Source organism: Nostoc favosum CHAB5714, from assembly GCF_020829495.1.
Lineage (GTDB): Bacteria > Cyanobacteriota > Cyanobacteriia > Cyanobacteriales > Nostocaceae > Nostoc > Nostoc favosum.
On the sequence record NZ_JAIVFQ010000057.1, the window covers coordinates 13,456 to 38,183 of the forward strand.

Sequence of the window (24,728 nt, forward strand, 5' to 3'; positions counted from 1 at the left end):
AGGAAAGAAAGAAGAAAGAGAGATATAATTTTCACGAATGATTTAGGACTGCTATATAAGTCACGGCTACCTAAACAAAGCCTGCTCATGCAGGCTATTCTGTTCGCTAGGTATTTTGTAATAAGTCTAATGATCCAGATTAAGCCGGAAGTAAAACGTACAGAAGAACTTCGCCAGTTATTGCAACAAGCTAGCTATGCTTATTACGTTTTAGATGCTCCAATTATGGAGGATGCAGTCTATGACCAGCTATATCGAGAATTGCAACAACTGGAAATTCAGTATCCAGAATTGGCGACTCCCGATAGTCCGACTGTACGCGTGGGTGAAAGGCCAGCAACCCAGTTTACCTCGGTGCGGCATAATATCCCCCTGTACAGTCTGGAGAATGCATTTAATATCGATGAATTGCAAGCCTGGGATCAGCGTTGGCGGCGACAAGTACCGAAAATAGACTCGGTGGAATATGTCAGTGAACTCAAAATTGATGGTTCTGCTTTGGCTCTTACCTATCAAAATGGCATTCTAGTAAGGGGTGCAACTAGGGGTGATGGGGTGACGGGTGAAGATATCACCCAAAATGTACGGACAATTCGCTCAATTCCCTTGCGTTTGAATTTTGAAGGGTTAGAAATTCTGGAAAGGGTGGAAGTACGCGGCGAGGCGTTTTTACCGTTGGAAGTATTTAAACAAATTAACCAGGAAAGACAAAAAGCAGGTGAGCAATTATTTGCCAATCCTCGTAATGCCGCAGCTGGTACACTCAGGCAACTAGACTCGCGCATTGTCGCTAAACGGCGGTTAGATTTCTTTGGCTACACCTTGCACATTCCTGGTAGAGATGACGCCAGTATTGCCAATACCCAATGGGAAGCATTGGAGTTATTAGAAAAGATGGGTTTTCGAGTCAACCCCAACCATAAACTGTGTGCCTCGATCGCAGAAGTGGCAAAATATTATGAATACTGGGATACGGAACGGCTGAATTTACCCTATATGACTGATGGGGTAGTAGTAAAGCTGAGTTCTTTTAAACTTCAAGAACAGCTAGGGTTTACGCAGAAATTCCCTCGCTGGGCGATCGCTTTGAAGTACCCAGCCGAAGAAGCACCCACTCGTGTAGAAAATATTGCTGTGAATGTCGGACGAACGGGGGCGTTAACGCCGTTAGCCGAGATGCGCCCGGTGCAACTGGCGGGGACAACAGTTTCTCGCGCGACTTTACATAACAGCGATCGCATTACTCAATTAGACATTCGCATTGGTGATACTGTCATCGTCCGCAAAGCTGGGGAAATCATCCCAGAAGTGCTGAGGGTACTAAAAGAACTCCGTCCCTCTGACACTGAACCTTTCGTTATGCCCACCCATTGCCCTGTCTGTGGTCAACCAGTGGTGCGAGAATTAGGTGAGGCGGTGACTCGCTGCGTCAATGCTTCTTGTGCAGCGATTCTCAAAGGTTCCATTGAACATTGGGTAAGTCGTGATGCGTTGGATATTAAAGGTTTGGGGGAAAAGCTGGTGCATCAACTCGTTGATAAAGGTTTGGTGCATTCCGTTGCCGATTTGTATGAGTTGACAGAAAGCAAATTGTGTGCATTAGAAAGGATGGGGGAAAAGTCGGCAGAGAAATTAGTGGATGCGATCGCTCAATCAAAAAACCAACCTTGGTCAAGGGTATTGTATGGTTTAGGCATCCGTCACGTTGGCAGCGTGAATGCCCAATTGTTGACTCAGAAATATTTCACTGTAGAGCAGTTAGCGACAGCAAAGCAATCAGATATTGAAGGAATTTACGGTATCGGTGCTGAAATTGCCCAATCTGTGTACCAGTGGTTTCGGATTGATGCCAACCAAAAGTTAATAGAACGCTTACAAGCAGAAGGATTGCAATTAGCTGCCACAGAAGAAACAAAAACAGTTGGGGATGGTAATCAAAAGTTCGCAGGTAAAACTTTTGTAATTACGGGAACATTGCCCACCTTAAAGCGAGATGAAGCGAAAGCTTTGATTCAAAAAGCTGGTGGGAAAGTGACTGAATCAGTGAGTAAAAAAACAGATTATTTGGTAGTAGGAGAAGATGCCGGTTCTAAATTAGAAAAAGCGCTTTCCTTGGGAATTACGCAATTAAGCGAGCCGCAGTTGTTGGAGATGCTTGAGGATTGATGCATATCTGGCCAACTCGTCACACTCATTAATTGTTAACGTTTATCACGCTTGGCTTAGGAAGTTTTCAGGCTTTTCTTAATTATCCTGCGATCGTAAATAGACCATGCTGTAGGGGCTAAGCTTTTGCTGTGCCCTTACGAAAGATATGGTTTTTAACCTTGCTCCATATTTGGTATTTCTTGTCAATGCGTAAGTCCTAAGTAGTAGCCCTTTCAAGGTGGTGAAATTTAGAACGAGAATTGGTTATTTCAACCTTCAAAAAGCCCAATATCTGAGCGGAGGATTCAAGATGGTTGCACTGAAACAACGTATGTATCTTCGTTGGCCACCTTGAAAGGGCTAGTCCTAAGTAGGTGGACGATAACCAGAATTAATCTGGATTGCACTGTTATATTTCTCACGAATTTTACCAATACCTTGATAATATTGATAGCGGTGCCTGCGGCTGGCAAAGCCAACGCTTTCGACTCTGGAACCCTAGTAGATCATTTACCCTAAAAATTGTTAAAGGAAAATTTGGAGCTTTATTAAATAAAATCAATGTCTGAACAAAAGCCCGTAAGCCCTTGGAACTACAAACCTTGGTGGTGTCAGCCCTGGTCTATAGTTCTCACAGGTGTAACACTGATTAGTGGTAGCTGGTTACTATTTAAAACTATCTGGCTAACAGTTCTCGTCTCCATCCCTGTAGTAACGTGGATGGGATTTTTTGTGTTGTTTTGGCCACAACTAATGATTCGCAGTGGGATTTTGGAGTCGTATAAGGACTAATTCGAGTAAAACGTCCGAATATTCCCATGTTATCACCTAGTTGTTTGGAAGGCGGTGCGACTACACCGCACCATTGCTTGTGACAGTTGCGTAAGTCCTGATTAAGGAATAAGAATTAAATAACATACAATTTATGTTCTTGGCTTACCTCACCCTCAATCCCTCCCCTTAGTAAACTACGGTGTACACACAAGTACTATCTGCAAGGGTTTCAAGCTTTTTAGACCCTTTAAATTGTCATTACGAGTGCAGCGATAGCGGAACGAAGTAATCGCATAATCCCGTGATTAAAGCGATTGCTTGTCTGCGACACGCACTTGCGTTCGTCGTTCCTCCTCTCTACGAGACGCACTCGCGTTCGCAATGACGCGCTTTCGGGAGTAATCCAACAGCCCAAAGCTAGAGGGCAAAACCAAGCGTCAGGTGGAATTTCACGACTTGTGTGTACACCGTAGCCGATATATTGGAGAGGGAAGCTAGATAATTGATGAAGTTTTGTATTTTATTTAATTCACGTTCCTAAGCAGATCACTAGAATCCATAAAGAGCTAGATCGAGAGTACCTGCTGAAGTTGGAGAATAAGCGATATCTAGAGAAACACTAGCTTCTATCGTCTGAGTACCACCAATTATAGGAGTTGTACTACCTGCTGCAAAAGCTTTATCTGCTGCTAGATTAAACACCAAAGGAGATGGGCTAGGATTGCTAGCTGAGTCAATATCAATGTCAATAATCTTTCCGGGGGTTAACTGCAAGGTACTAAAAACAGCCCCAGCCTGAGCTTGGGCGTCTTTAACAGCTTCGCTAAGAACCTGGAGGCGTGCCTGCTGCAATGCTTCGTCTGAGGCAGTGAAGCTTATATCCTGTATTAGATTCGCACCTGCTTGGATAGCTGTGTCAATTGCTGCCCCAGCTTGATCCGTTGGTAACTCAAACTGAAGTGTGTTAAGTCCTTCAAAGCCGATTAGGGTTTGAGTATTATCTTCAAAGCTATAGACGGGATTTAGTTGAATAGATATAGTTTGAAGTTCTTGCGCCCCAAGCTTTTGCAGCACATCAACTACCGCTGCTGAACGTTGAGCAACTTCTTCTTGAACTTCGGTTGCGGTTTCTCCCTGTACTTGAATCCCCAATTGCACCTCAGTTAAAGTAGTGGGAACGCTGACCTTTCCTTGACCAGTAACTTCCAATATCTGAGGAGTGTTTGGATTAGTGCTACCAGTCAGGGGATCGATGATCGCAAGAGCCTGCTTAATCGCACCTGTGAGATTATCAGTAGCCGAAGTGAGAGTGCCTGCTGAATTTGGAGAATAAGCGATATCTAGAGAAACACTAGCTTCTATCGTCTGAGGACTACCAATTATAGGAGTTGTAGTATCTGCTGCAAAAGCCGCCCTACCTACTGCTTCAAACACCAAAGGAGATGAGCTAGGATTGCTAGCTGAGTTAATATCAATGTCAATAATCTTTCCGGGGGTTAACTGCAAGGTACTAAAAACAGCCCCAGCCTGAGCTTGGGCGTCTTTAACAGCTTCGCTAAGAACCTGGAGGCGTGCCTGCTGCAATGCTTCGTCTGAGGCAGTGAAGCTTATATCCTGTATTAGATTCGCACCTGCTTGGATAGCTGTGTCAATTGCTGCCCCAGCTTGATCCGTTGGTAACTCAAACTGAAGTGTGTTAAGTCCTCTAAAGCCGATTAGGGTTTGAGTATTATCTTCAAAGCTATAGACGGGATTTAGTTGAATAGATATAGTTTGAAGTTCTTGCGCCCCAAGCTTTTGCAGCACATCAACTACCGCTGCTGAACGTTGAGCAACTTCTTCTTGAACTTCGGTTGAGGTTTTTCCCTGTACTTGAATCCCCAATTGCACCTCAGTTAAAGTAGTGGGAACGGTGACCTCTCCTTGACCAGTAACTTCCAATATCTGAGCAGGAGCAGTGTTTGGATTAGTGCTACCAGTCAGAGGAGCGATAATCACAAGAGTTTGATTATCTGTGTTAGCCATCTTATTCTCCTTGCTTGAATGATGTTTGAAATCTGTTGACGTTTTAATCTTAGAGGATGTCTGAAAAGTAAGAAAGCCCACTTAACGGTATCCTGTCAGTAGATAAAAATACTTAAGTATGACAACGTTACGAGAGCCATGAATCCATCATACCCAAGTAACTTGACTTAATAGCAGTGGGAATTGTTAATCGGGACTAATTCTAGCAGCTAAAAAAGGCGGTAGAAAACGCAGTGTTGACATGTCAGCAGTAGTGAATGCAATCTTTTAAGGTCATCTGTGACTTAATATTGCATAACAAATTCGTCGAACTTAAGAGGGTCACAATTGTAGCAATTAAGTCACTATTTCTATCTGGTACGCCCAAACCAAGTGAGTTATTTTGGATAGATATAGAACTTACATATTGACAAAAAATACCAAATATGAGTCAAGGTTAAAAACCATATCTTTCGTAAGGGCACAGCAATGCTCATTGGTATCAACTTAAGTCAGAGAGCTTCATTCCACAGTCATTTTACCCCACCCCTTAATCCCCTCCCCGTTCACGGGGAGGGGAGATTTTGTCGTTAGACAAAAGCGGGGTGGGGTTCCGACGGCTTAATTAGTGGCTTAATTAGTAATTGAGTGGACTTGATATAACGTCATTGCAAGGGTTTTACGTTAAGTTGACACCTATGAGCAATGCTGTGCCCCTACAGCATGGTCTATTTCCGATCGCAGGATAATTAAGAAAAGCCTGAAAACTTCCTCAAGCTCGTTAATGCACTGTACAAATGCATTTGTACAGTGCGTAAGTCCTAAGATAATATATTTATCAGGTAGTGGGTGAGTCTTCTTCAGGCAAGATTTCATCTATGCTGAGTACCCACGGTATACCTTTGTCAGCTGGAGGGCTAACAGTAATTCGACCTCTGTTAGTAAATCTTTTTAACATATCGGTGAATTGGGGAATAGTTCTCATGATGTTCTGATAACTTTCTATATCAGGGCAAATCATAATTAACATCAGAATCCCACTATTAATTTTGAAATACCAATGGCAACTTGACAACAAAATGCGTGTGATGCGATCGCTCGCTAAGAAAAAGTTTTTTTTCGTTGCTTCTTCGAGTTGTCTGAACAGGATTTCACTCAACTGAATTGTCAGATGGGAAGGCAAATCATCTGGAGATAGGTAGGGCTTAATCATAATATTTTTGTACCTTTTAAGAAATTAACAACCTGAGAATTTAGCAGGATTAATATTATCCAAAATTCCAATTTTCATAATTCTTGCTTTTGCGTAACAATCCACTGCAAATCTAACCACAATTTAGGATAAATCTTCTTAATCTGCGATTTGGTATCGTGTAACAAATTTGTAGCATTCACGCAAACAACTTCAACTAGACCCAGATATTCTGCCACTTCTATCAGTAAATTTTTTTCTGCTACTACAGCAGCAATCAGTCTGTCAGGACAGTAAATCCTTATATATTTGGCATGAAGTATACATGCTCCTTTTGATTTAGAATTTAGCACTTTTATATAGCAGTACTGTAGTAATTTCCATGCTCTTGGGTGAGCTTGCTCAATAATCAGAGTAAATTGTTGGGCTAAGTCTTCTTCGGTAATCATTACTCTCTCCATTGTTATTGTGCTAATAACTATATTTCATCTCATTTCTGCACAGTAAAGAGGACGCAGCATTGCTAATGCTGTGTGCATTTTTATTTGAGTAAAATTAACAATTTTTAGTTGGGGTAAAATTTACCCATGCGGCAGAATTTGTTGGTAAGTTTTCTACGGCTTTTGTTACTTTCCTATCAAGCATCAAAGCTGAAACCGATTACTAAAACTGTATCAATCGCTGCTTTCAACCAAATTAATTGGTATAAAGCGAAGTTACTAAAAAAAGAATTAAGCAGCCAGAATAACTCTTGTGCAAGTGGCAGATGAATCAGAGCAGAAATTTTTGCCCGTTGCAAGAAAACTGGCTATATTTATGATATTCTGGTTTTAGAGGGAATCAAGGGTGCGATCGCCACCGGAAAGGGCGGGTACGCCATCGCACAAAATATCTTTGAGGAAAAATGCTATACATTCAAAGATGTGCTTTTGCCTTGGTAGATGCGAGTTAAATCCGCTACGGCTTTTTGAAACTTTGTCCGTGATGTTCTTTCTGGAAAAGAAGCAGTTGTGATTACGCTCGGATTTTGGGAAGAGGGACTGATGGCAATACGCTTGGGTTAAGGCTAAAACTCTTCATCAAAGTCAAATTTTTAACGTAGACGCTGCATCGGCTTGCCGCAGGCTACCGCAGAGGCGCAGAGGAAACAGAGAGAAGAGAAAAAATGCTTAACCCAAGTGTATTGGGACTGATGGTACAGTCTGGTAATCCGATGGGAATCAGAACAGTTGCCGACTTAGTGCAAGCGGGAGGAACTATTGTCAACCGTGAACCAGGTTCCGGTAGTCGTTTACTTTTGGAACAAACACTTCAACAGGAGCAAGTGCCATTCCATGCTGTCCAAGGCTTTGACTGTATTGTTCAAAGCCACCAAGATGTTGCCCAAGTAGTAGCATTGGGGGCTGCCGATGCAGGTATCAGTACGGCATCTGTAGCTACTACCTTTGGGCTAGGATTTATTCCTCTGCATCAGTCACGATATGACTTAGTGATTCTCAAAGAATATCTGGAAGAAGCGCCAGTACAGCAGTTGCTCAGTACTTTAGGACATCGGCTGGTTCACTCGCAATTTGAAGTTCTCGGCAGCTATGACACAAGCAAAATCGGGGAAGTTGTAGCGACCAGTCCTCTCTGGGGATTAGGTAGTTGACGTTCTCCTGCCCCATGCCTCCAAAGTGCTAATTTACCACTTGGCTGCCATGACTGCGGGGGTCATCTTGATTAGCAGTTGGTGCTACTGGGGCTGAAAATTTGGAAACTTTCCCACTAGCTTGAGCATAAGGGAGAGACGAACCAGTAACTAAAGCTTCTAAGTTGCTAGCCATAATCGTCCGGGGTTGATCACCGATCGCTTGGGCGATGGTTTCCCCTTGCTGACTCAAAAATACAAAATGGGGAATCCCATCTACCCGATATTTCAACATCTCTGGTAGCCACTTGGTATTATCCACATTCAGCATCACAAAATTCATTTTGTCAGCATACTCTGTTTCTAGTTGAGTGATATCTGGTGCCATTTTCTGGCAGACAGTACACCAATCAGCATAAAACTCTACTAGAGATGGTTTGCCGTTGCTGATTGCTACATCTAACGGTGTGGACGTATCACTTAACTTGGCTAGAGTTGCCGAGGTTGTTTCAGTTCGCAATCCTAAGACAAGGGCAACGCTAAGAGCGATCGCTACCATTACAATTAAAAAGTTTCTCAAACGTTTCCCTAAGTTGGATTCAGACTTATCGGGAGAATTAACAGGTGAATCAGTACTCATAACAAAATTATTAAAACTTATTAAGCAATTTCTTCTTCAGTTTAGCTGACTCCAGCCGCTCTTAAATACGTAATTTAATCTTCAAAATGGGTATTACAAATAAATACTTTAGATGAAATAGGTTTTAAAGGATGATTTTAAGCTTCAAAAATACCAGTGCTGTGTGTGCCGTATTTTTATTAGTCAGCGTTGGCAGCTTTCACACGTCAGCCATAGCTACTGTAAATAAACAGTCTCAATTCATAGCACAGCAGAGTAAAACCCCGTCAAACCCAGTTTTTAAATCTATTTTGCCCAAATTAAAGCAGAAGACTCAGATTCGTATTCTATTGCCGAAGTTTATTCCTGAGTCGGATGGGGAAAATCCAATTTACGCGATTATAGAAGCTGCTACGCAAAAAAAGTACGAAATTTTACTGGGTTTTACTCCCGACTGTACTGGTGGAACTGCCTGTCGTTTGGGCGTTGTTTATGCTGAAGCCGTAACCCGCAAAACACCCCGCCTGACTGGGAAACCTGTATCCTTAGCTAAGGGCATCACTGGGTATTTTGTGGATTTTACTTGTGGTGCTAATTGCTCAGATGCTACCTTGACTTGGAGACAGCAGGGTGTGCAATATGTTGTTGGTATAAAAGCAGGCGATCGCACTTCTTTGGTAAAAATGGCTAATTCTGCGATTAACTAATTCTGTACGTCAGTAATATTAAATTTACGTAAAGTTATTGTGTAATCTTTGGAAATCTAGTTACAGATTACAGATGATACATTTTGGGTTAAGGGTGCAAGATGCAAAGATATTTGAAAGTACTAAGACTATTTTGGAGTGCTGCGATCGCAGCTGAGTTAGAGTATCGGATTAACTTTTTCATAGCTACCCTCAGCAGCTTGGGAAATCTCGCGGGTAGCCTCTTTGGATTATTCTTGTTTTACCGGACTGGTTATACTTTTAGTGGCTGGTCATGGGAAGCAGCTTTAGTAGTTCTAGGAATTTTTACCTTACTACAAGGATTTTCTGCTACTTTTCTGGCGTCGAACTTGAATCGCATTGTCCGCCATGTCCAAGAAGGCACTTTAGACTTTATATTATTAAAACCTATCCGCAGTCAGTTTTGGCTTTCCACCCATACCCTTTCACCTTGGGGACTGCCGGATATAATTTTTGGTAGTATTATTATTGGCTACGCAGGTAAACGCCTCGGTGTAGGGATAGACGACTATCTACTTGGTGTGCTGCCGTTATTGTTCAGCTTTGTGATTCTGTACAGCCTGTGGTTTATGCTGGGAGCGATGAGCATCTGGTTCGTCAAAATATACAACGTTACCGAAGTCTTACGTGGTTTGTTGGAAGCTGGACGATATCCCATCGCCGCATATCCTACTGCTTACCGCTTTTTCTTCACCTTTGTGATGCCAGTAGCGTTTTTAACTACTGTACCAGCCCAAGCGCTACTGGGCCGGAGTGAAATTAGCTGGTTGATAGGTGCGGCAATATTAGCAGTAGCGTTGTTTTTCGCTTCCACTTGGTTTTGGCGATTTGCGTTGAGGTTTTATACCAGTGCTTCGAGTTAGAGAGAAGCGTAGACAAGGCAGTATCTTGCTCAATGTTGGAGCAACATAAAGTTAACATCTAATGTCGAATAACTAATTATTGTCGTTTATATAAAATAGCTATAAGTCTTACAGAATAAAGTATATAGCTTTTTTACATGGGATGCGACATTTACCCGATTGTTGGAAATCAACAGGATTATTTTTCTGTCACAGCTACGAAAGAATATTGTAATAATCAATATTTAAAGTCAGATATGAAATAATCTTACACAGAGGCGCAGAGAAAAACGATAATTGCTTTGGCAGGCTGCTGGATTCTCGCCAGAATTAGTTAAAGCAGCGTGTAAAATTTCTCAAAATACTCTCATCAAATAAAATTAAAAACCCTATTTTCGCATTAGTGCGCGGAGGCCGATTTTGCTTATATAGAAGCGATTTCCAGCCGTATATATTATTATTTTTAGAGATTTATTAAATAGTTTTAAGGTGCTTGACAAAATTATTATAGTTTGGCACAATCCTCAATAATAATACAAAATTCAGAATTCAGAATTCAGAATCAATTAGTAGAGGATTCAAAACGTCACTTTCTACTAAGGCACCAAATTTTTATTTTGGTGGGGGGCTTAAACCCGTTTATTTATCCACCAGTTACAACAGAATTCAATTCTGAGTTCTGGCTACTGAATTATGTTTTATTAAGTGAAGTATTTTTTGGAACCCCCTAATGCTGAAAACAACTTCTCAAACAGAAAAAGATTCTTTTTCTATTAGATTTGATGACCTTGATGACGGTTCATTATCTGAATTAAGCTCCGACGAAGCCTCTGAAATTACTGGAGGTTTTCAAGTTATCAATGATTCAGGTGAGACGAGAGCTTTTTATAATTTTGGAGCGTCCGTACTGGCAGAACGCCAAGTTTTACAACCTGGAGAAATTGGTGATTATGATGGAGAATATATTTTATATAATTCTTCAAGAACCGCATTTCAACCGAGATTATCACGGAGACTTGCTTCAGATGACTTCGTAAGTTTTCGTCGGCAGGGAAATAATACAATAGTTCTTAATACTACTGGAGTTCTCACTCTTGCCAGCGCGCCATCAGGGTCTGAATTCTAAAATTGGCGTAGGTTGGGGAGCCACTGCGCCCTTGCGGTTTCACCACTTCCCTGCAAGGATCTTGCTACGCGTAGCGTTTCCCCTTCTTCCCAGAGCTATTTCATTCTTTTTTTGGGATAGTTTTTACGAATCTTTTGTGAAAAACAATAATTTAGCAACTAACCTAACCCTGAAAAATGCCCATTTTGTAATAATTAACCCGTAAGTATAAAATGTGGCATTTTAGAATGGAATAGCCTTGATTTTTTAGTAAAGTACTTCCAATCATTCGTTAATATTTAGCCTAATTTTAACTAGTTCCGTGGGTTTAAGTCCCCCGGTTCAATAAAAAAGCAAGTTTTGTGTTGGGGTTAAATCCCCATTACAAAACAAAATTTACGAACTTGTACTGAGCGTAGCCGAAGTATTACGAATTACGAATTACGAATTACGAATTACGAATTATTTAATATGAGCCGCAACACTTAACTTGAAGTTTTGTTTAAAACAACAGCCCACTTGTAGTAATTGGAGGTGGGCTGTTTTTATGGTTGTGTCGCAAAAACGCAATTAGATTTTTTACTCTCATGGGAAATATCTATACACCAGTCTGTACAAGGGTTGGGGGTTACTCCTTATAGTGGCGACTTGATGCTGATTTTTTTGAACCAGCCCCAAAAAAGACAGTCGGCGACATTAATTTGTTAACGGTTGCAAGAGCAACTTTGATGACATTCATTTGTTAACAGCGATATTAATTCGTTAATCACGACATTAATTTGTTAACGACGACAAATAATGAGTTATTCGACAACAACAAATCGGGATGACTGGATTCGAACCAGCGGCCCCTTCGTCCCGAACGAAGTGCGCTACCAAGCTGCGCCACATCCCGGCATAAAAATGCCATTGTAAATTAAGAATATCACAACCCGTGCCAAATGACAGAATTACATCTATATATATATGATCACTTCATCCAAGGCTTTGCTTGCTACGATTGAATTTGTATAACTCTAGTGGTAAAAGCGGATTGTGACTGTAAAACCAGACTGGTTGCGGGTAAAAGCACCTGGGCGTGAGCGCATCGGTAACGTTAAAGACATTTTGCGGGATTTAGCCCTCAATACAGTTTGTGAGGAAGCGTCCTGTCCTAATATTGGTGAATGCTTCAATGCCGGTACTGCCACGTTTTTGATTATGGGCCCGGCTTGTACACGCGCTTGTCCCTACTGCGATATTGATTTTGAGAAAAAACCCAAACCACTAGACCCCACGGAACCTGCACGACTAGCAGAAGCTGTTCGCCGCATGAAACTTAACCATGTTGTGATCACTTCTGTAAACCGAGATGATCTGGCAGATGGTGGTGCGTCTCAGTTTATAGCGTGTATTAATGCGGTTCGCACTGTTTCACCCAACACCACAATTGAGGTACTAATTCCTGACTTGTGCGGTAATTGGAATGCTCTAGAGTTGATTCTACAAGCTGCGCCAGAGGTATTAAACCACAATACGGAAACTGTTCCACGCCTGTATCGCCGGGTGCGTCCCCAAGGAAACTACGATCGCACTTTAGAATTATTGCACCGCTCTCGCCAAGTTCTCAAGAGCACATATACTAAATCTGGTATCATGGTTGGACTCGGTGAAACTGATGTGGAAATTCGCCAGGTCATGCAAGACTTGCGAACCGTAGATTGCGACATTTTGACAATTGGGCAATACCTCCAACCCAGTCAAAAACACTTGCAAGTAAATGAATTTATTAATCCAGAACAATTTGCTGCTTGGAAGGCATTCGGCGAAGAAATCGGATTTTTACAAGTTGTTTCTTCACCATTGACAAGAAGCTCATACCATGCCGAACAAGTCAGGGAATTAATGGAACGTTATCCCCGCTCAAAAGTTAGGAGTTAGGAATTAGGAGTTATGAGTGAGCAGATGTACTCCAACTCAAAAGTTTCCGTTGCAATTCTTGGTGCAGGTGCTTGGGGTACATCTCTGGCAAATCTCGCCGCAGCAAATGGTCATCAGGTGCGCGTCTGGTCGCGTCAAGGTTCCCAAATCCAAGCAGTTTTAAAAGATGTCCAAATAATCCTATCCGCTATCTCGATGATTGGTGTGAGGGATGTTGCTTCCCAAGTCCAGTCTTTCCCTCTTTCTCCAGAGACAATTTTTGTCACAGCGACGAAAGGCTTAGACCCTCAAACTACCTGCACGCCGTCGCAAATTTGGCAAACAGTATTCCCTAACCATGCAGTGGTTGTTTTGTCTGGGCCTAATTTATCAAAAGAAATTCAAATGGAATTACCAGCAGCCACGGTGGTAGCCAGTAATATTCCCACGGCTGCGGAAATAGTGCAGTTAGTATTTTCTTCTCATCGTTTCCGGGTATATACCAATCCTGATCCTTTGGGAGTGGAATTGGGGGGAACACTGAAAAATGTGATTGCGATCGCAGCCGGTGTGTGCGATGGTTTACAACTGGGAACCAATGCCAAAGCTGCTTTAGTCACCCGTGGACTTACAGAAATGGTTCGCATCGGCAACAACTGGGGTGCGAAGACAGAAACATTTTATGGTTTATCAGGTTTAGGAGATTTGTTAGCAACCTGCAATAGTCCCTTAAGTCGCAATTATCAAGTCGGCTATCAGCTAGCTGGTGGTAAGTCACTTACAGAAACTCTCGCAAATTTGCAAGGAACTGCTGAAGGAGTGAACACCTGCCGGGTTTTGATGCAACGAGCCAAGCAACAAAGCATTCCCGTTCCAATTACTGAGCAAGTTTATCGGTTACTTCAGGGTGAAGTGACACCCCAACAAGCGCTTGATGAACTGATGCTGCGAGATATCAAGCCAGAGTACAACTACTAGAGTTTCAACAATCAAAAACCTAACCCTCCCCAGCCCCCAAATTTTGCAGGTTTGGGGGAGAGGTTCTTTTAATATTACTGAATTAGTGTTCTAGTTAGGGACTTCCAGTAAAAAAAAACATCCCATCGCAATACTGCTCGGGTTTTGGTGCATAGTCATTGGAGATCCCCCTTAGTCCCCCTTAAAAAGCAATACGGTTCAGTTAAGGCTTAAATATTAGTCAAAGTCAATTTTTTTAACGTAGACGCTGCATCGGCTTGCCGGAGGCTACCGCAAAGGACGCAAAGAACGCAAAGGAAGAGAAGAAAGAAATGCTTAACTGAACTGTATGGCCTTAAAAAGGGTGGAAAATAAGGCATTTTTAGCCCCCCAATTTATCGGGGGGTTGGGGGGATCGACTCAAAACCTACGCAGTATTGGAATGACTTCTAACTCACCACTCTCATAGCCTGAGTTGGTATCCATACAGTAAAAATTGAGCCAATACTTACAGTTGATTCTACTTCAATTCGTCCCCGATGGAGTTCTACGAGTTGTTTCGTTAAAGCCAGTCCAAGTCCAGTGCCTTCGTAGCGGCGGCGATAGGGTGTATCGAGTTGCTGAAATTTCTCAAACAGTAATGGTAATTGTTCTTCGTGAATACCAATCCCGGTGTCTTCTACTTGAAAAATAGCAGTATCATCTTCCACCCAAAGACGTAAGGTAACGCTACCACTTTCGGGGGTAAATTTAATCGCATTAGTTAACAGATTCCAGAGAATTTGTTCTAGTCGTTCGGCATCGGCGGTAAAGCGATCGCGCCTGGGATCGATTTGCAAATCAAGTTGGAGATTGATTTGTTCGCTTGTTGCTTTTTTTCGCAGTGACTCAAGAGCATTTTCGGCAACATTCACTAAAGAAAATTCCGAAATATTTAAAGCTATCTTACCAGCCTCGATTTGCGATAAATCGAGGATGTCATTAATCATTTCTAATAAATGTTCTCCACTGTCGTGGATTGTTTGCAGATAACCCCGTTGTCGTTGACTCAATTCACCCAAAGGCCAACGTAACAATGTAGACGACATCCCAATAACATAAGTTAAAGGCGTGAGCAATTCGTGACTGATAGTAGCGAGAAACTCACTTCTGAGGCGGCTAGCAGCTTCGGCGGCGAGGAGAGCATCGCGCAGAGCCATTGTGCGCTCAATAACTCGTTGTTCGAGAGTTTGTTTTTCTTGGGTGAGCGTTTGCATTAACTCAGCTTGGTGAATTGCGATCGCTAATTGTTCTGCGATCGCAATCAGCAAGTTTTTTTCGCTATCATTCCACTGGTGGGGTTTATCGCACTGATGAGCAATCAGCAATCCCCACAATTTGTCCTCAAATATAATCGGTGCAGCCAACTTCGCCCGAACCTGGCTTTCCCTCAAAAAATTTAACAAACACTCTTCTAGAGCATAAGTTTTTTCAACATCGTCCACAGCTAAGGTAAAGCCTTGGCGATACTTTTCCCAACATTGAGAGCTTCGGATAAAGCAATTTTTTTCCGTGTAATTCAACACCGATGTAATAGCATCTGTAGCCCGGACTTCATAGACAATATAACCTCCATAGTTTTGGCAGTCTTCTAGTAATGGTTGATTATTGACTAACGCAGGAGGCGAGTGTTTACCGTTACTCTCATGTATAGAAAAAGAGATTTTGGCAGGTTCCCCAACCGATAGTTCCATGTCTGTTACCAGTGCCGTTCCATTCAGAGGAATAGTGTCAGACTGGTATTGAGCCTTGACTTTGGAACCTGCAAATTTATAGATCACTAATCTGTCTAATTCCAGAAACTCACGCACTTGTGTAATTGCTGTTGCCATAATCACTGGCAAATCCAGGCTTTTGCGGATCTGCGTTGTTACCTGATTCAACAGCCGCTCTTGGGAAATCTGTTTTTTTAAAGCATCTTCCACTGGTTGACAGATATAAACTGTCGGCGCAGTTGAGCTTAGAGGTGCTATTATTTCTTGGCTTGGCTGAGTTAAGAGATATTCTAATAACAACAGCGAGAATTGACTTTGGAGCGTGGCATCATTGGGGCGAATAATTTGGCGATAGCCTTCGAGATTTTGGTGAGTGGAGGAATCGCACTCAAACAAGTCTCTCAATTCGTAGACAAATGTTGCGATCGCCTCTAAATTAAATGTCAACTGAGCATTAAGCGCCGAGTCCTGAGTGGGTACTTGTTCTCCCTCATCCCCCTCATCTCCCTCATCTCCCCAATCCCCCTGCTCCCCCTGCGCTAAGTTTCCTACCAGAAGCGCACTAAACTGCTCAGAAACCACCAACGTAAACCTTTGCCTTTGCCATTCCACAGGTATGCAAATTCGCATCAACACAGCTTCTGTCAGTATCAGAGCGGCACTTCCCACCGTTTGAGCCATCTGTTCCAACAATTCCCCAAGCTGATTAAATACAACAATAGGCAAGGTTCGAGAAAAGCTCAAATCAGGAGAACTAAGCATTTTCAATCATTTTGGTAAAAGGGGGCTGAATGCAGGGAAAAAAGTTTGTTTTGATTGTGTACTAACCAACAGTTTAAAACGGTAACACAGGATTATGCATCGTATAAGTAGCACATCGGGTGGATGGAATCAGTCAGAGGGTTTAATTCTTTTAGAACAAACTCCAGCGCCTTTCGTGTTGATTACGGCTGCTGATACCGACATTCAAACCTTGGCAGCTGCGGTGACAAAATTACCCGCAAGCTTTCCTGCATTAAGAGTCGCTAACCTGTTGCAGTTGCAGCAACAATTAAGTATAGATACTTATGGAGAGCAAGTTTTAGAATATGCCGAAGTAATTATTTTGCGCCTGTTAGGAGGACGCTCCTACTGGGGTTATGGCTTAGAAGTAGTGCAAGAAATTGTGCAACGTAATGGTAGAACCCTCATTGTAATGCCAGGGGACGACGCTTTTGATCCCGATTTAATTTCCCAGTCTACCGTGCCTTTGGGTATTGTTAACCAGGTATGGCAGTATTTTAGCGAAGGCGGCGTAGAAAATTTCGTTAATGCTCTGCAATTTATCTCTGACACTTGCCTGTTAACTACATACAATCCGCCGTTACCTCGGCCGATTCCGCGTGTGGGATTGTATGAATGGGGAGTGGGGAGTGGGGACTGGGGATTGGGGACTGGGGACTGGGGAAGGGAAGAGTTAGAACTAGATTCATCCACCTCAGATACTCATTCATCCACCTCAGATACTCATTCATCCACCTCAGATACTCATTCATCCACCTCAGATACTCATTCATCCACCTCAGATACTCATTCATCCACCTTAGATACTCATTCATCCACCTTAGATACTCATTCATCCACCTCAGATACTCATTCATCCACCTCAGATACTCATTCATCCACCTCAGATACTCATTCATCCACCTCAGATACTCGTTCATCCACCTCAGAACCTCAAGGCTTCCAATGCCCAATGCCCCATGCCCCATGCCCAATGCCCCATGCCCCATGCCCAATGCCCAATGCCCAATCCCCAATCCCCAAAATTGGCATCCTTTTCTACCGCGCTCATTATTTAGCGGGAAATACTAAGGTCATTGATGCTTTATGCGAAGCTTTGGCACAGAAAAATTTACAACCAGTGCCAGTGTTTGTTTCTTCATTGCGTGAACCTGATGTGCAAGTTGAGTTGAGTGAATTTTTTCAACCCAAAGAAGCCGAATCAATCGCTGTACTGCTAAATACCACCAGTTTTTCTCTAGCACGCTTGGAAAGCGAAACACCCCAAACTGAACTATGGGAAAAATTAGATGTACCTGTGTTGCAGGTTATCCTCAGTGGCGGCTCAATTGAGCAGTGGGAGTCACAGTTTCAAGGGCTTTCTCCCCGCGATATTGGGATGAATGTGGCGCTACCAGAAGTAGATGGGCGGATTATTACTCGTGCTGTGTCTTTTAAAGCCGTACAAACTCGTAATCCCCATCTAGAGACAGATGTGGTAATTTATGAACCAGTGAGCGATCGCATCGAGTTCGTTGCTAAACTAGCAGCAAATTGGGCGCGTCTACGTTCCAAACCCCCCCAAGAACGGCGAATTGCCCTAATTCTGGCAAACTACCCCAACCGCAATGGCCGCCTCGCCAATGGTGTAGGACTCGACACTCCAGCTAGTTGTGTAGAAATCCTTCAAGCTTTACATCAGGCAGGGTATGAAGTAGAAAATCCACCTGCTCAAGGAGATGAGTTGATTCAACGGCTGACAGATGGCATAACCAATGATCCAGAAGGTCGAGAATCGCTTCCGGTACACCAAAGTGTTTCTTGGCAAGAGTATCAAGAATATTTCGCTTCATTGCCGCCAGCAGTTCAGCAAGGTATTAGTGAAAGGTGGGGAATAGGGCATGGGGCATGGGGCATGGGGCATGGGAAGAAGGGAGATGAGGGAGATGAGGGAGATGAGGGAGATGAGGGAGATAAGGGAGATAAGAAGAATCCATACCCAATGCCCAATGCCCAATGCCCAATGCCCAATGCCCAATGCCCAATCCCCATTTCTGGAATTCAACTCGGCAACGTCTTCGTGGGAATTCAGCCAGCAAGGGGTTATGATAATGACCCCAGTTTGAATTATCATGCGCCGGATTTAGAACCAACTCATGCTTATTTAGCTTTCTACTATTGGGTCAGAGAAACTTTTGGTGCTGATGCTGTAGTTCATGTGGGAAAACACGGAAATCTAGAATGGCTACCCGGAAAAAGTGTGGCTTTATCCAGCAATTGTTATCCAGAAGTGGCTTTCGGCGCACTTCCCCACCTGTACCCATTTATTGTCAATGACCCTGGTGAAGGTTCCCAAGCCAAACGTCGCGCTCAAGCGGTGATTATAGATCACCTAACGCCGCCGATGACTCGTGCGGAACTCTACGGTTCTTTGCAGCAGTTAGAAAATTTAATTGATGAGTATTATGAAGCAGACAGTTTAGATCCTTCGCGTTTGCCAGTGATTCGCGATCGCATCCGCGAACTGGTGATCAAAGAAAATCTCCATCTAGATTTAGGAATCCAAAATAAAAAACTCCACCCACAAGGGGATGGAGTTTTTGGGCATGGGGAAGAAGTTAGCAATGCCCTATGCCCAATGCCCCAAGCGACGGGGCGACTATCCCGGAACACCCAGGAGGAAATGGAGTTTCCCGCCGCTTTCGATGAAACAGAAATTTTTAATTCGGAATCTTTAATTTTGAATTCCATCGGTGGCTATCTTTGTGAATTGAAAGAAGCCCAAATCCGCGACGGGTTGCATATTTTTGGGCAATGTCCCCAAGGACGGCAGCTACGAGATTTAATAGTAGCGATCGCTCGCATACCCAATCGGCATTCTTCAGGTATTACCCGTGCCATAGCTCAAGATTGGGGACTAGACTTCGACCCCCTCACAGCCGATTTGTCAATGCCTAGTGGTGAATACTCAATAGTCAATGGCACAGAATGCCGTACCCTTGGTGATATTGTCGAAGTCCTAGAAGAACACGCCGCCCTCTTAGTAGAACAACTAATAAATCAGGATTCAGAATTCAGAATTCAGAATTCAGAATTTAGAAATCAGGAATCTTGTACAGACGCGATTCATCGCGTCTCCCCCCCCAGCACAGACGCGATTCATCGCGTCTCTACCTGGATACGCGATCGCCTCCTTCCAGCTTTACAACAAACCCACCAAGAAATCACCCATTTATTACATGGACTCGATGGCGGTTACGTCCCCAGCGCTCCATCTGGCGCACCCACACGCGGCCGCCCAGAAGTTCTACCAACAGGGAGAAACTTTTATTCTGTCGATATTCGCGCCATTCCCACAGAAACAGCCTGGGATATCGGTAGAAAAGCTGCTGAAACCCTCGTTGAATATTACACACAAGAGCATGGTGAGTATCCAAAAACACTAGGTTTATCACTGTGGGGAACAGCCACCATGAGAACAGGCGGTGATGATATAGCCGAAGCCTTGGCTTTACTCGGAGTCCAACCTGTCTGGGATGGTGCAGCGCGGCGAGTAGTGGATTTTGAAATTTTGCCTCTAGCGATTTTGGGGCGTCCCCGTGTAGATGTCACCTTGCGAATTTCTGGATTCTTCCGGGATGCTTTTGGCAACTTAATTGATTTATTCGCTCAAGCAGTATCAGCAGTAGCAGACTTGGATGAACCACCAGAACAAAACCCCCTAGCGGATGCAGTTCGCCAAGAAACTGATTTGTGGACAAGCCAAGGATTAACTTTAGAAGAAGCAGTGGTGCGATCGCGCTATCGCATCTTTGGTTCTCGCCCAGGTGCTTACGGCGCAGGACTCCAAGGTTTAATCGAATCGCAAAACTGGACAGATGACGAAGATTTAGCCCGCGCCTACATCAACTGGAGTTCTTACGCCTACTCTTCAGGAAGCGGCGCAGGGGAAGATGAGGGAGCAGGGGGAGATGAGGGAGTAATGGGAGCAACATCCCCCTCATCCCCCTCATCCTCCTCATCCTCCTCATCCCCCTCATCCCCCTCATCCCCCCTCCCCTCCCCCGAAGCCTTCAAGCAACGCTTATCCCAAATGCAAGTTGTCCTGCATAATCAAGACAACCGTGAACACGATCTACTCGATTCTGATGATTATTACCAATTTCAGGGTGGCTTAACAGCGGCGGTGCGTTCTCTACAGCGAAAAAATCCCCAAACTTATTTTGGTGATAATTCCATACCCGCTAAACCACGAGTCCGCCAACTGAAAGAAGAAATCGCACGGGTGTATCGTTCTCGCGTAGTTAATCCCAAGTGGATTGCGGGAGTCATGCGCCACGGTTACAAAGGAGCCTTTGAAATGGCGGCGACAGTAGATTTTTTATTCGCCTACGATGCAACAGCTAAATGTGTCGAAGATTATATGTATCAAGGCATAGTAGAAGCTTACCTGCTCGATCCAGTAGTCTTGGAATTTACTCAGGAAAAGAACCCTTATGCACTGCGTGATATTGCAGAAAAATTATTAGAAGCACACAAGCGCAATTTGTGGGAGGATGTAAATATAGGAACATTAGAAGCTTTGAGGAACCTAGTACATCAAGCTGAAGCAGTGATCGAAGAAAAATCAATGGTGTAGGAAACAAATATGGAAAATCTTGCGTATTTGCACCTAGCTTTCGCCTACGAAGACAGCACACCCAGTGAATTGGTCTCCCTCAGTTCTTTGTTTAACAAAGCAGCTGCACCAGACTGGAAACGGCTTTCTGGTAGGGCTTGGAAGTATATGTTGCCCCTTGCTCTGTCCTTGTCTATTCTTGGCGCCCTTAGCAGCGTCATGGCACTGGAAAAAGGCGATCAAGGCCCTTCTGTCAGAAATCTACAACAAAAGTTGAAAACAGCAGGTTTTTACCAAGCTTCTGTTACCCAAGTATATGACGCATCCACACAAGAAGCTGTGCGGCGCTTCCAAAAGGCCGCTGGTTTACCAGTGGACGGCATTGTTGGAGCAAGCACCCTGCAAAAATTAGAAAGTTGGCAAGCGAAAAAGCCCACAACTAGGGCTACACAAACTAAAAAAACGACTGCTGTAAGAAGCGCACAAGCTAAAAAGCCCAGCACTACTAGTTCAGCTAGTTCAGCAACTAACCAACGCCGCAATCCTAACTACCTTGCTAAGGGGGATGAAGGTGAAGATGTCAGGGCTTTACAAGAACGCTTAAGAGTTGCAGGCTTTTATTACGGGAACGCCACAGGAATATTTGGCCCAATTACCGAAGAAGCTGTCAAGCGGTTCCAAGATGCTTACAAATTAAGCGTTGATGGAGTTGCTGGCCCAGCAACATTAGGTAAATTGCCGGGAGTTGGCATCGGTGATGGAGAAGAGGCTCCCAAAACCCAAAAGGTAGTCAATCGAGATAAATTCCGTATAGGCGATCGCGGTGAGCCAGTTAGAGTACTTCAAGAACAATTGATCCAGGCAGGATATTTAGAGGGAGAGCCAAATGGCTACTATGGCCCCTACACTGCCGATGCTGTAAGGAGATTCCAGGCAGCTAATTACTTGGCAGCAAGTGGCGTTGCTGGCCCAACTACGCGAGCTAAGTTATATAGCTCAGTTAATACTGCTAGCAAAAGCGAATTTAATACCTTAGAAATCCAAACGCGACTACGGGAGCGGGGTTTTTATAAAGGCAAGCTGAACGGTGTGATGGCAGCTGACACCAAAAAAGCAATTAAACAAGCCCAAGAATTCTACGGCATCAGTCTCAAGGATCTTAAGAGCGGACGCTTTTAACATCCGCTTTGGCGTTGTTAGTATCAGTCCCCAACTGGTTGCTTGCCTCCAGTAACATCAAATTACGAACTGCTCAAAATTCCATTTATTTGGTTAATTTGAGTAGTTTTGTTTTTTATCTACCTAAGTGCTAAAGCGGCATCAGTGCCCGTTGGCACTTGGGACACACTGCATGGATAGTCATTTGACAGTCAAGCAGGTGAAAACCTTCTTTTTGAGCGGTTTTCGACCCAATTTTTAAAATTGAGTCATTTTTAAACTCAATAGTTGAGTTGCATCTAACACAAATTAAGTGATGGTGGTGATGGGGATAGGGCTGGTTGATCTCATAATGCTTATGTCCCTCGCCCAGTTCTAGTTCCCGTAAAATCCCCATTCTTGCCATCAACTTCAAAGTCCGATAAATAGTTGACAGACTGATCCCTTCACCATCAGTTTCTAGCCGATGATAAAGATCCTCCGCACTCAGATGTTCACCTTGCGGAAGTTCTTGAAAAATGTGTAAAATTGTTTCGCGCTGGGGAGTTAATCGCCAGCCTCGTTCGTTCAGTTCTGCCTTGAGTGAAGTAGTTGTGTAGACAGTCATACTAATATTTCTCAACAAAGCTCGTTAATTGAGAATATAACAAATCTTGGGAGCAATTTGCAACAATCCTTGCCTATTGAGAATGTATGCTAAATATTTAAGAACAATTCATCAAATCTTGCTCAAAATTCAACTAATAAGCTGTAGTGCATTTAATTTGCATACAGCTAATAGTTAGGATACTTGTAACGATTGCATCCCTTGACTTTGAATTTTGAATAAGTTAATTTTGAATTGCTTAGTTGATCCCCACCTTCAAGATATTTGAGCAAAGGTCTGGGGAAAATTTTGTACAATTAAATGCAAATAATTTGCTACAAGCCTCTAAAAGGCTTTAAATATGGGATAAAATTAGCCATTTGTGCGTAGTCATTTGTCAAGTGTAGTTTTCTAATGACAAATGACTAATGACAAATGACAAATGACAAATGACTAACTTAGAGACTCTAAATAGTCGCGGATGAGGTTGCGACGCTTGGGTTGACGTAGCTTTTGCAAAGCCTTGGATTCTATTTGTCTGACTCGTTCCCGTGATAAATCGAGAGCGCGGCCAATTTCTGCTAAAGAGTAAGGATGACCATCTGCCAAACCAAACCGCATCAAAATTACATCACGCTCCCGGCTAGTCAAATCTGACAGAAGATGATGCAAGTCTCTTTGTAAAGATTCTCGCATTAACATCTCTTCTGGGGTTACACTGTCAGTTTCGAGTAATTCGCCTAACTCAGTGTCTTTATCCTTACCTACTTTGGTTTCCAAAGAAACGGAGCGAGGAACCCGCAACAAAACTTCTCGTACTTGGGTCGGTGTCATCTCTAACTCAGTTGCTAAATCTTCTAGAGTTGGGGTGCGACCTTTTTCTTGAGCAATTTTGCGTTGAGCCTTTTTGATTTTGTTTAACTTTTCGGTAATATGGACAGGGAGGCGGATGGTGCGACTAGAAGTAGCGATCGCCCGTGTAATTCCCTGACGAATCCACCAGTAAGCATAGGTACTGAAGCGATAACCCTTGGTGGGGTCAAATTTTTCTACAGCCCGCTCCAAACCAAGTGTGCCTTCTTGGACTAAATCCAACAATTCCAAACCGCGATTTTGATACTTCTTAGCAACAGACACAACTAGGCGGAGATTAGCCTTAATCATGTGTTCTTTTGCTTGCAGTCCTTGGGACTGAACTTGCTCCAGCTCTTCTACCGTCAACTTGGCGATTTCAGCCCAGCGACGTTTGCCTTCTGCCAAAGTTGGTCTGAGATCCGATAAAATTATGTCAGCAGTAGCAGCCCATCTTTCCAAAGACGGGCGATGTCCTAGTTCTGAGGTAAGGCGTTCTTGAACTTCAACTAACCTTAGATAGGGCGTAATCACTTCATCCCCAAGCTTTGCGGCGTTAGCAAGCACTATCCGCATCCGCAAGTAACGTTGGACTTTTTGAGCTTCTGAAACCTCTTCATCCCGCCCTAACAAGCGAACCCGACCAATTTCCTGAAGATATAGACGTACTAGGTCTGTACTCCGACGGTTAGTGTTAGTAGCAAAGTTAGCATTGTCAGCAGAAGCCATCTCTAGCTCCTGTAAATCATCTACCGATAACTCACTGTCATCAACCGTGAGATCCGAGTCCAAAGCCTGGCGGGACTTTTTGGTATTGTAGGGGGCATCTGCATAAAAAGATGTTGCTGGCATAAAGATCGTCTCAATGGCTCCAGGTAACAATAGATTTCGGTCAGCTTAGATTACGGTCAGCTATTCAACTGTTGCTATTGTTCCCGTGATTTACGATGAACTAACATGGTTGAACGTTCCATTACAATTTTTTTTTGAAATTAATTGTAAGGGTTTAATTGGATACAGCATTACTGAACTTAATCGGCTGCTAAACTTTTGATTAAACCAATAGCTATTCAAGTCGGCAGCTAGGTTTTCAATATTTC

The 24,728-nt window shown here is 43.4% G+C and carries 16 protein-coding genes, 1 tRNA gene and 1 pseudogene; 10 read left to right on the plus strand and 8 right to left on the minus strand.

Going from position 1 to position 24,728, the window contains the following annotated elements; genetic code table 11:
* Positions 1-129: 129 nt before the first annotated feature.
* Both ligA and LC586_RS26770 read left to right on the plus strand, forming a co-directional pair.
* The gene (gene ligA / locus LC586_RS26765) at positions 130-2,166 is read left to right on the plus strand and encodes an NAD-dependent DNA ligase LigA (protein ID WP_229488268.1); all 2,037 of its coding nucleotides are present in this window, start codon (positions 130-132) and stop codon (positions 2,164-2,166) included.
* Positions 2,167-2,709: 543 nt separating this feature from the next.
* The gene (locus tag LC586_RS26770) at positions 2,710-2,940 is read left to right on the plus strand and encodes a DUF6737 family protein (protein WP_229470137.1); all 231 of its coding nucleotides are present in this window, start codon (positions 2,710-2,712) and stop codon (positions 2,938-2,940) included.
* A 531-nt stretch (positions 2,941-3,471) separates the two neighbouring features.
* On the opposite strand, the gene LC586_RS26775 is transcribed toward LC586_RS26770, so the two are convergent.
* The 3 genes from LC586_RS26775 to LC586_RS26785 form a co-directional block, all read right to left on the minus strand.
* Entirely contained in the window at positions 3,472-4,947 is a 1,476-nt protein-coding gene (locus tag LC586_RS26775) for an SIMPL domain-containing protein (RefSeq protein ID WP_229488269.1), read from the minus strand.
* A gap of 817 nt (positions 4,948-5,764) precedes the next feature.
* Positions 5,765-6,139, minus strand: a complete 375-nt coding sequence (locus LC586_RS26780) for a hypothetical protein (RefSeq protein ID WP_229488270.1) — start codon at positions 6,137-6,139, stop codon at positions 5,765-5,767.
* A 74-nt stretch (positions 6,140-6,213) separates the two neighbouring features.
* Positions 6,214-6,579, minus strand: coding sequence for a hypothetical protein (locus tag LC586_RS26785; RefSeq protein WP_229488271.1), 366 nt, complete (start codon positions 6,577-6,579; stop codon positions 6,214-6,216).
* A gap of 725 nt (positions 6,580-7,304) precedes the next feature.
* Between LC586_RS26785 and LC586_RS26790 the strand changes: the two are divergent.
* Positions 7,305-7,769: pseudogene (locus LC586_RS26790) on the plus strand (substrate-binding domain-containing protein); the annotation flags it as partial.
* A 28-nt stretch (positions 7,770-7,797) separates the two neighbouring features.
* On the opposite strand, the gene LC586_RS26795 reads toward LC586_RS26790, so the two are convergent.
* Complete coding sequence (locus LC586_RS26795) at positions 7,798-8,388, minus strand: thioredoxin family protein (protein ID WP_229488272.1); 591 nt, start codon at positions 8,386-8,388, stop codon at positions 7,798-7,800.
* A gap of 131 nt (positions 8,389-8,519) precedes the next feature.
* Here LC586_RS26795 and LC586_RS26800 point away from each other — a divergent pair, with 131 nt between their 5' ends.
* The 3 genes from LC586_RS26800 to LC586_RS26810 all read left to right on the plus strand — a co-directional run bounded on the left by LC586_RS26800 (position 8,520) and on the right by LC586_RS26810 (position 11,063).
* On the plus strand, positions 8,520-9,074 hold the full coding sequence (locus tag LC586_RS26800) for a hypothetical protein (RefSeq protein WP_229488273.1): 555 nt from the start codon (positions 8,520-8,522) through the stop codon (positions 9,072-9,074).
* Between the two features lie 101 nt (positions 9,075-9,175).
* Entirely contained in the window at positions 9,176-9,958 is a 783-nt protein-coding gene (locus tag LC586_RS26805) for an ABC transporter permease (RefSeq protein ID WP_229488274.1), read from the plus strand.
* Positions 9,959-10,667: 709 nt separating this feature from the next.
* On the plus strand, positions 10,668-11,063 hold the full coding sequence (locus LC586_RS26810) for a hypothetical protein (RefSeq protein WP_229488275.1): 396 nt from the start codon (positions 10,668-10,670) through the stop codon (positions 11,061-11,063).
* An 800-nt stretch (positions 11,064-11,863) separates the two neighbouring features.
* On the opposite strand, the gene LC586_RS26815 is transcribed toward LC586_RS26810, so the two are convergent.
* Positions 11,864-11,937: transfer RNA gene (locus LC586_RS26815), tRNA-Pro, on the minus strand.
* Positions 11,938-12,077: 140 nt separating this feature from the next.
* On the opposite strand from LC586_RS26815, the gene lipA reads away from it, so the two are divergent.
* Positions 12,078-12,962, plus strand: a complete 885-nt coding sequence (gene lipA / locus LC586_RS26820) for a lipoyl synthase (RefSeq protein ID WP_229488276.1) — start codon at positions 12,078-12,080, stop codon at positions 12,960-12,962.
* A gap of 24 nt (positions 12,963-12,986) precedes the next feature.
* Positions 12,987-13,919, plus strand: a complete 933-nt coding sequence (locus LC586_RS26825) for an NAD(P)H-dependent glycerol-3-phosphate dehydrogenase (RefSeq protein ID WP_229488287.1) — start codon at positions 12,987-12,989, stop codon at positions 13,917-13,919.
* A 428-nt stretch (positions 13,920-14,347) separates the two neighbouring features.
* On the opposite strand, the gene LC586_RS26830 is transcribed toward LC586_RS26825, so the two are convergent.
* On the minus strand, positions 14,348-16,414 hold the full coding sequence (locus LC586_RS26830; protein WP_229488277.1) for a GAF domain-containing sensor histidine kinase: 2,067 nt from the start codon (positions 16,412-16,414) through the stop codon (positions 14,348-14,350).
* Between the two features lie 94 nt (positions 16,415-16,508).
* Between LC586_RS26830 and LC586_RS26835 the strand changes: the two genes are divergently transcribed.
* Both LC586_RS26835 and LC586_RS26840 read left to right on the plus strand, forming a co-directional pair.
* Positions 16,509-21,053: a cobaltochelatase subunit CobN gene (locus LC586_RS26835; RefSeq protein WP_229488278.1), complete on the plus strand. Its 4,545-nt coding sequence runs from the start codon at positions 16,509-16,511 to the stop codon at positions 21,051-21,053.
* Positions 21,054-21,062: 9 nt separating this feature from the next.
* Complete coding sequence (locus tag LC586_RS26840; protein WP_229488279.1) at positions 21,063-22,211, plus strand: peptidoglycan-binding domain-containing protein; 1,149 nt, start codon at positions 21,063-21,065, stop codon at positions 22,209-22,211.
* 130 nt (positions 22,212-22,341) lie between these two features.
* On the opposite strand, the gene LC586_RS26845 is transcribed toward LC586_RS26840, so the two are convergent.
* Both LC586_RS26845 and sigC read right to left on the minus strand, forming a co-directional pair.
* Positions 22,342-22,797, minus strand: coding sequence for a Fur family transcriptional regulator (locus LC586_RS26845; RefSeq protein WP_012407750.1), 456 nt, complete (start codon positions 22,795-22,797; stop codon positions 22,342-22,344).
* 432 nt (positions 22,798-23,229) lie between these two features.
* On the minus strand, positions 23,230-24,480 hold the full coding sequence (gene sigC / locus LC586_RS26850) for an RNA polymerase sigma factor SigC (RefSeq protein ID WP_229488280.1): 1,251 nt from the start codon (positions 24,478-24,480) through the stop codon (positions 23,230-23,232).
* Positions 24,481-24,728 lie beyond the last annotated feature (248 nt).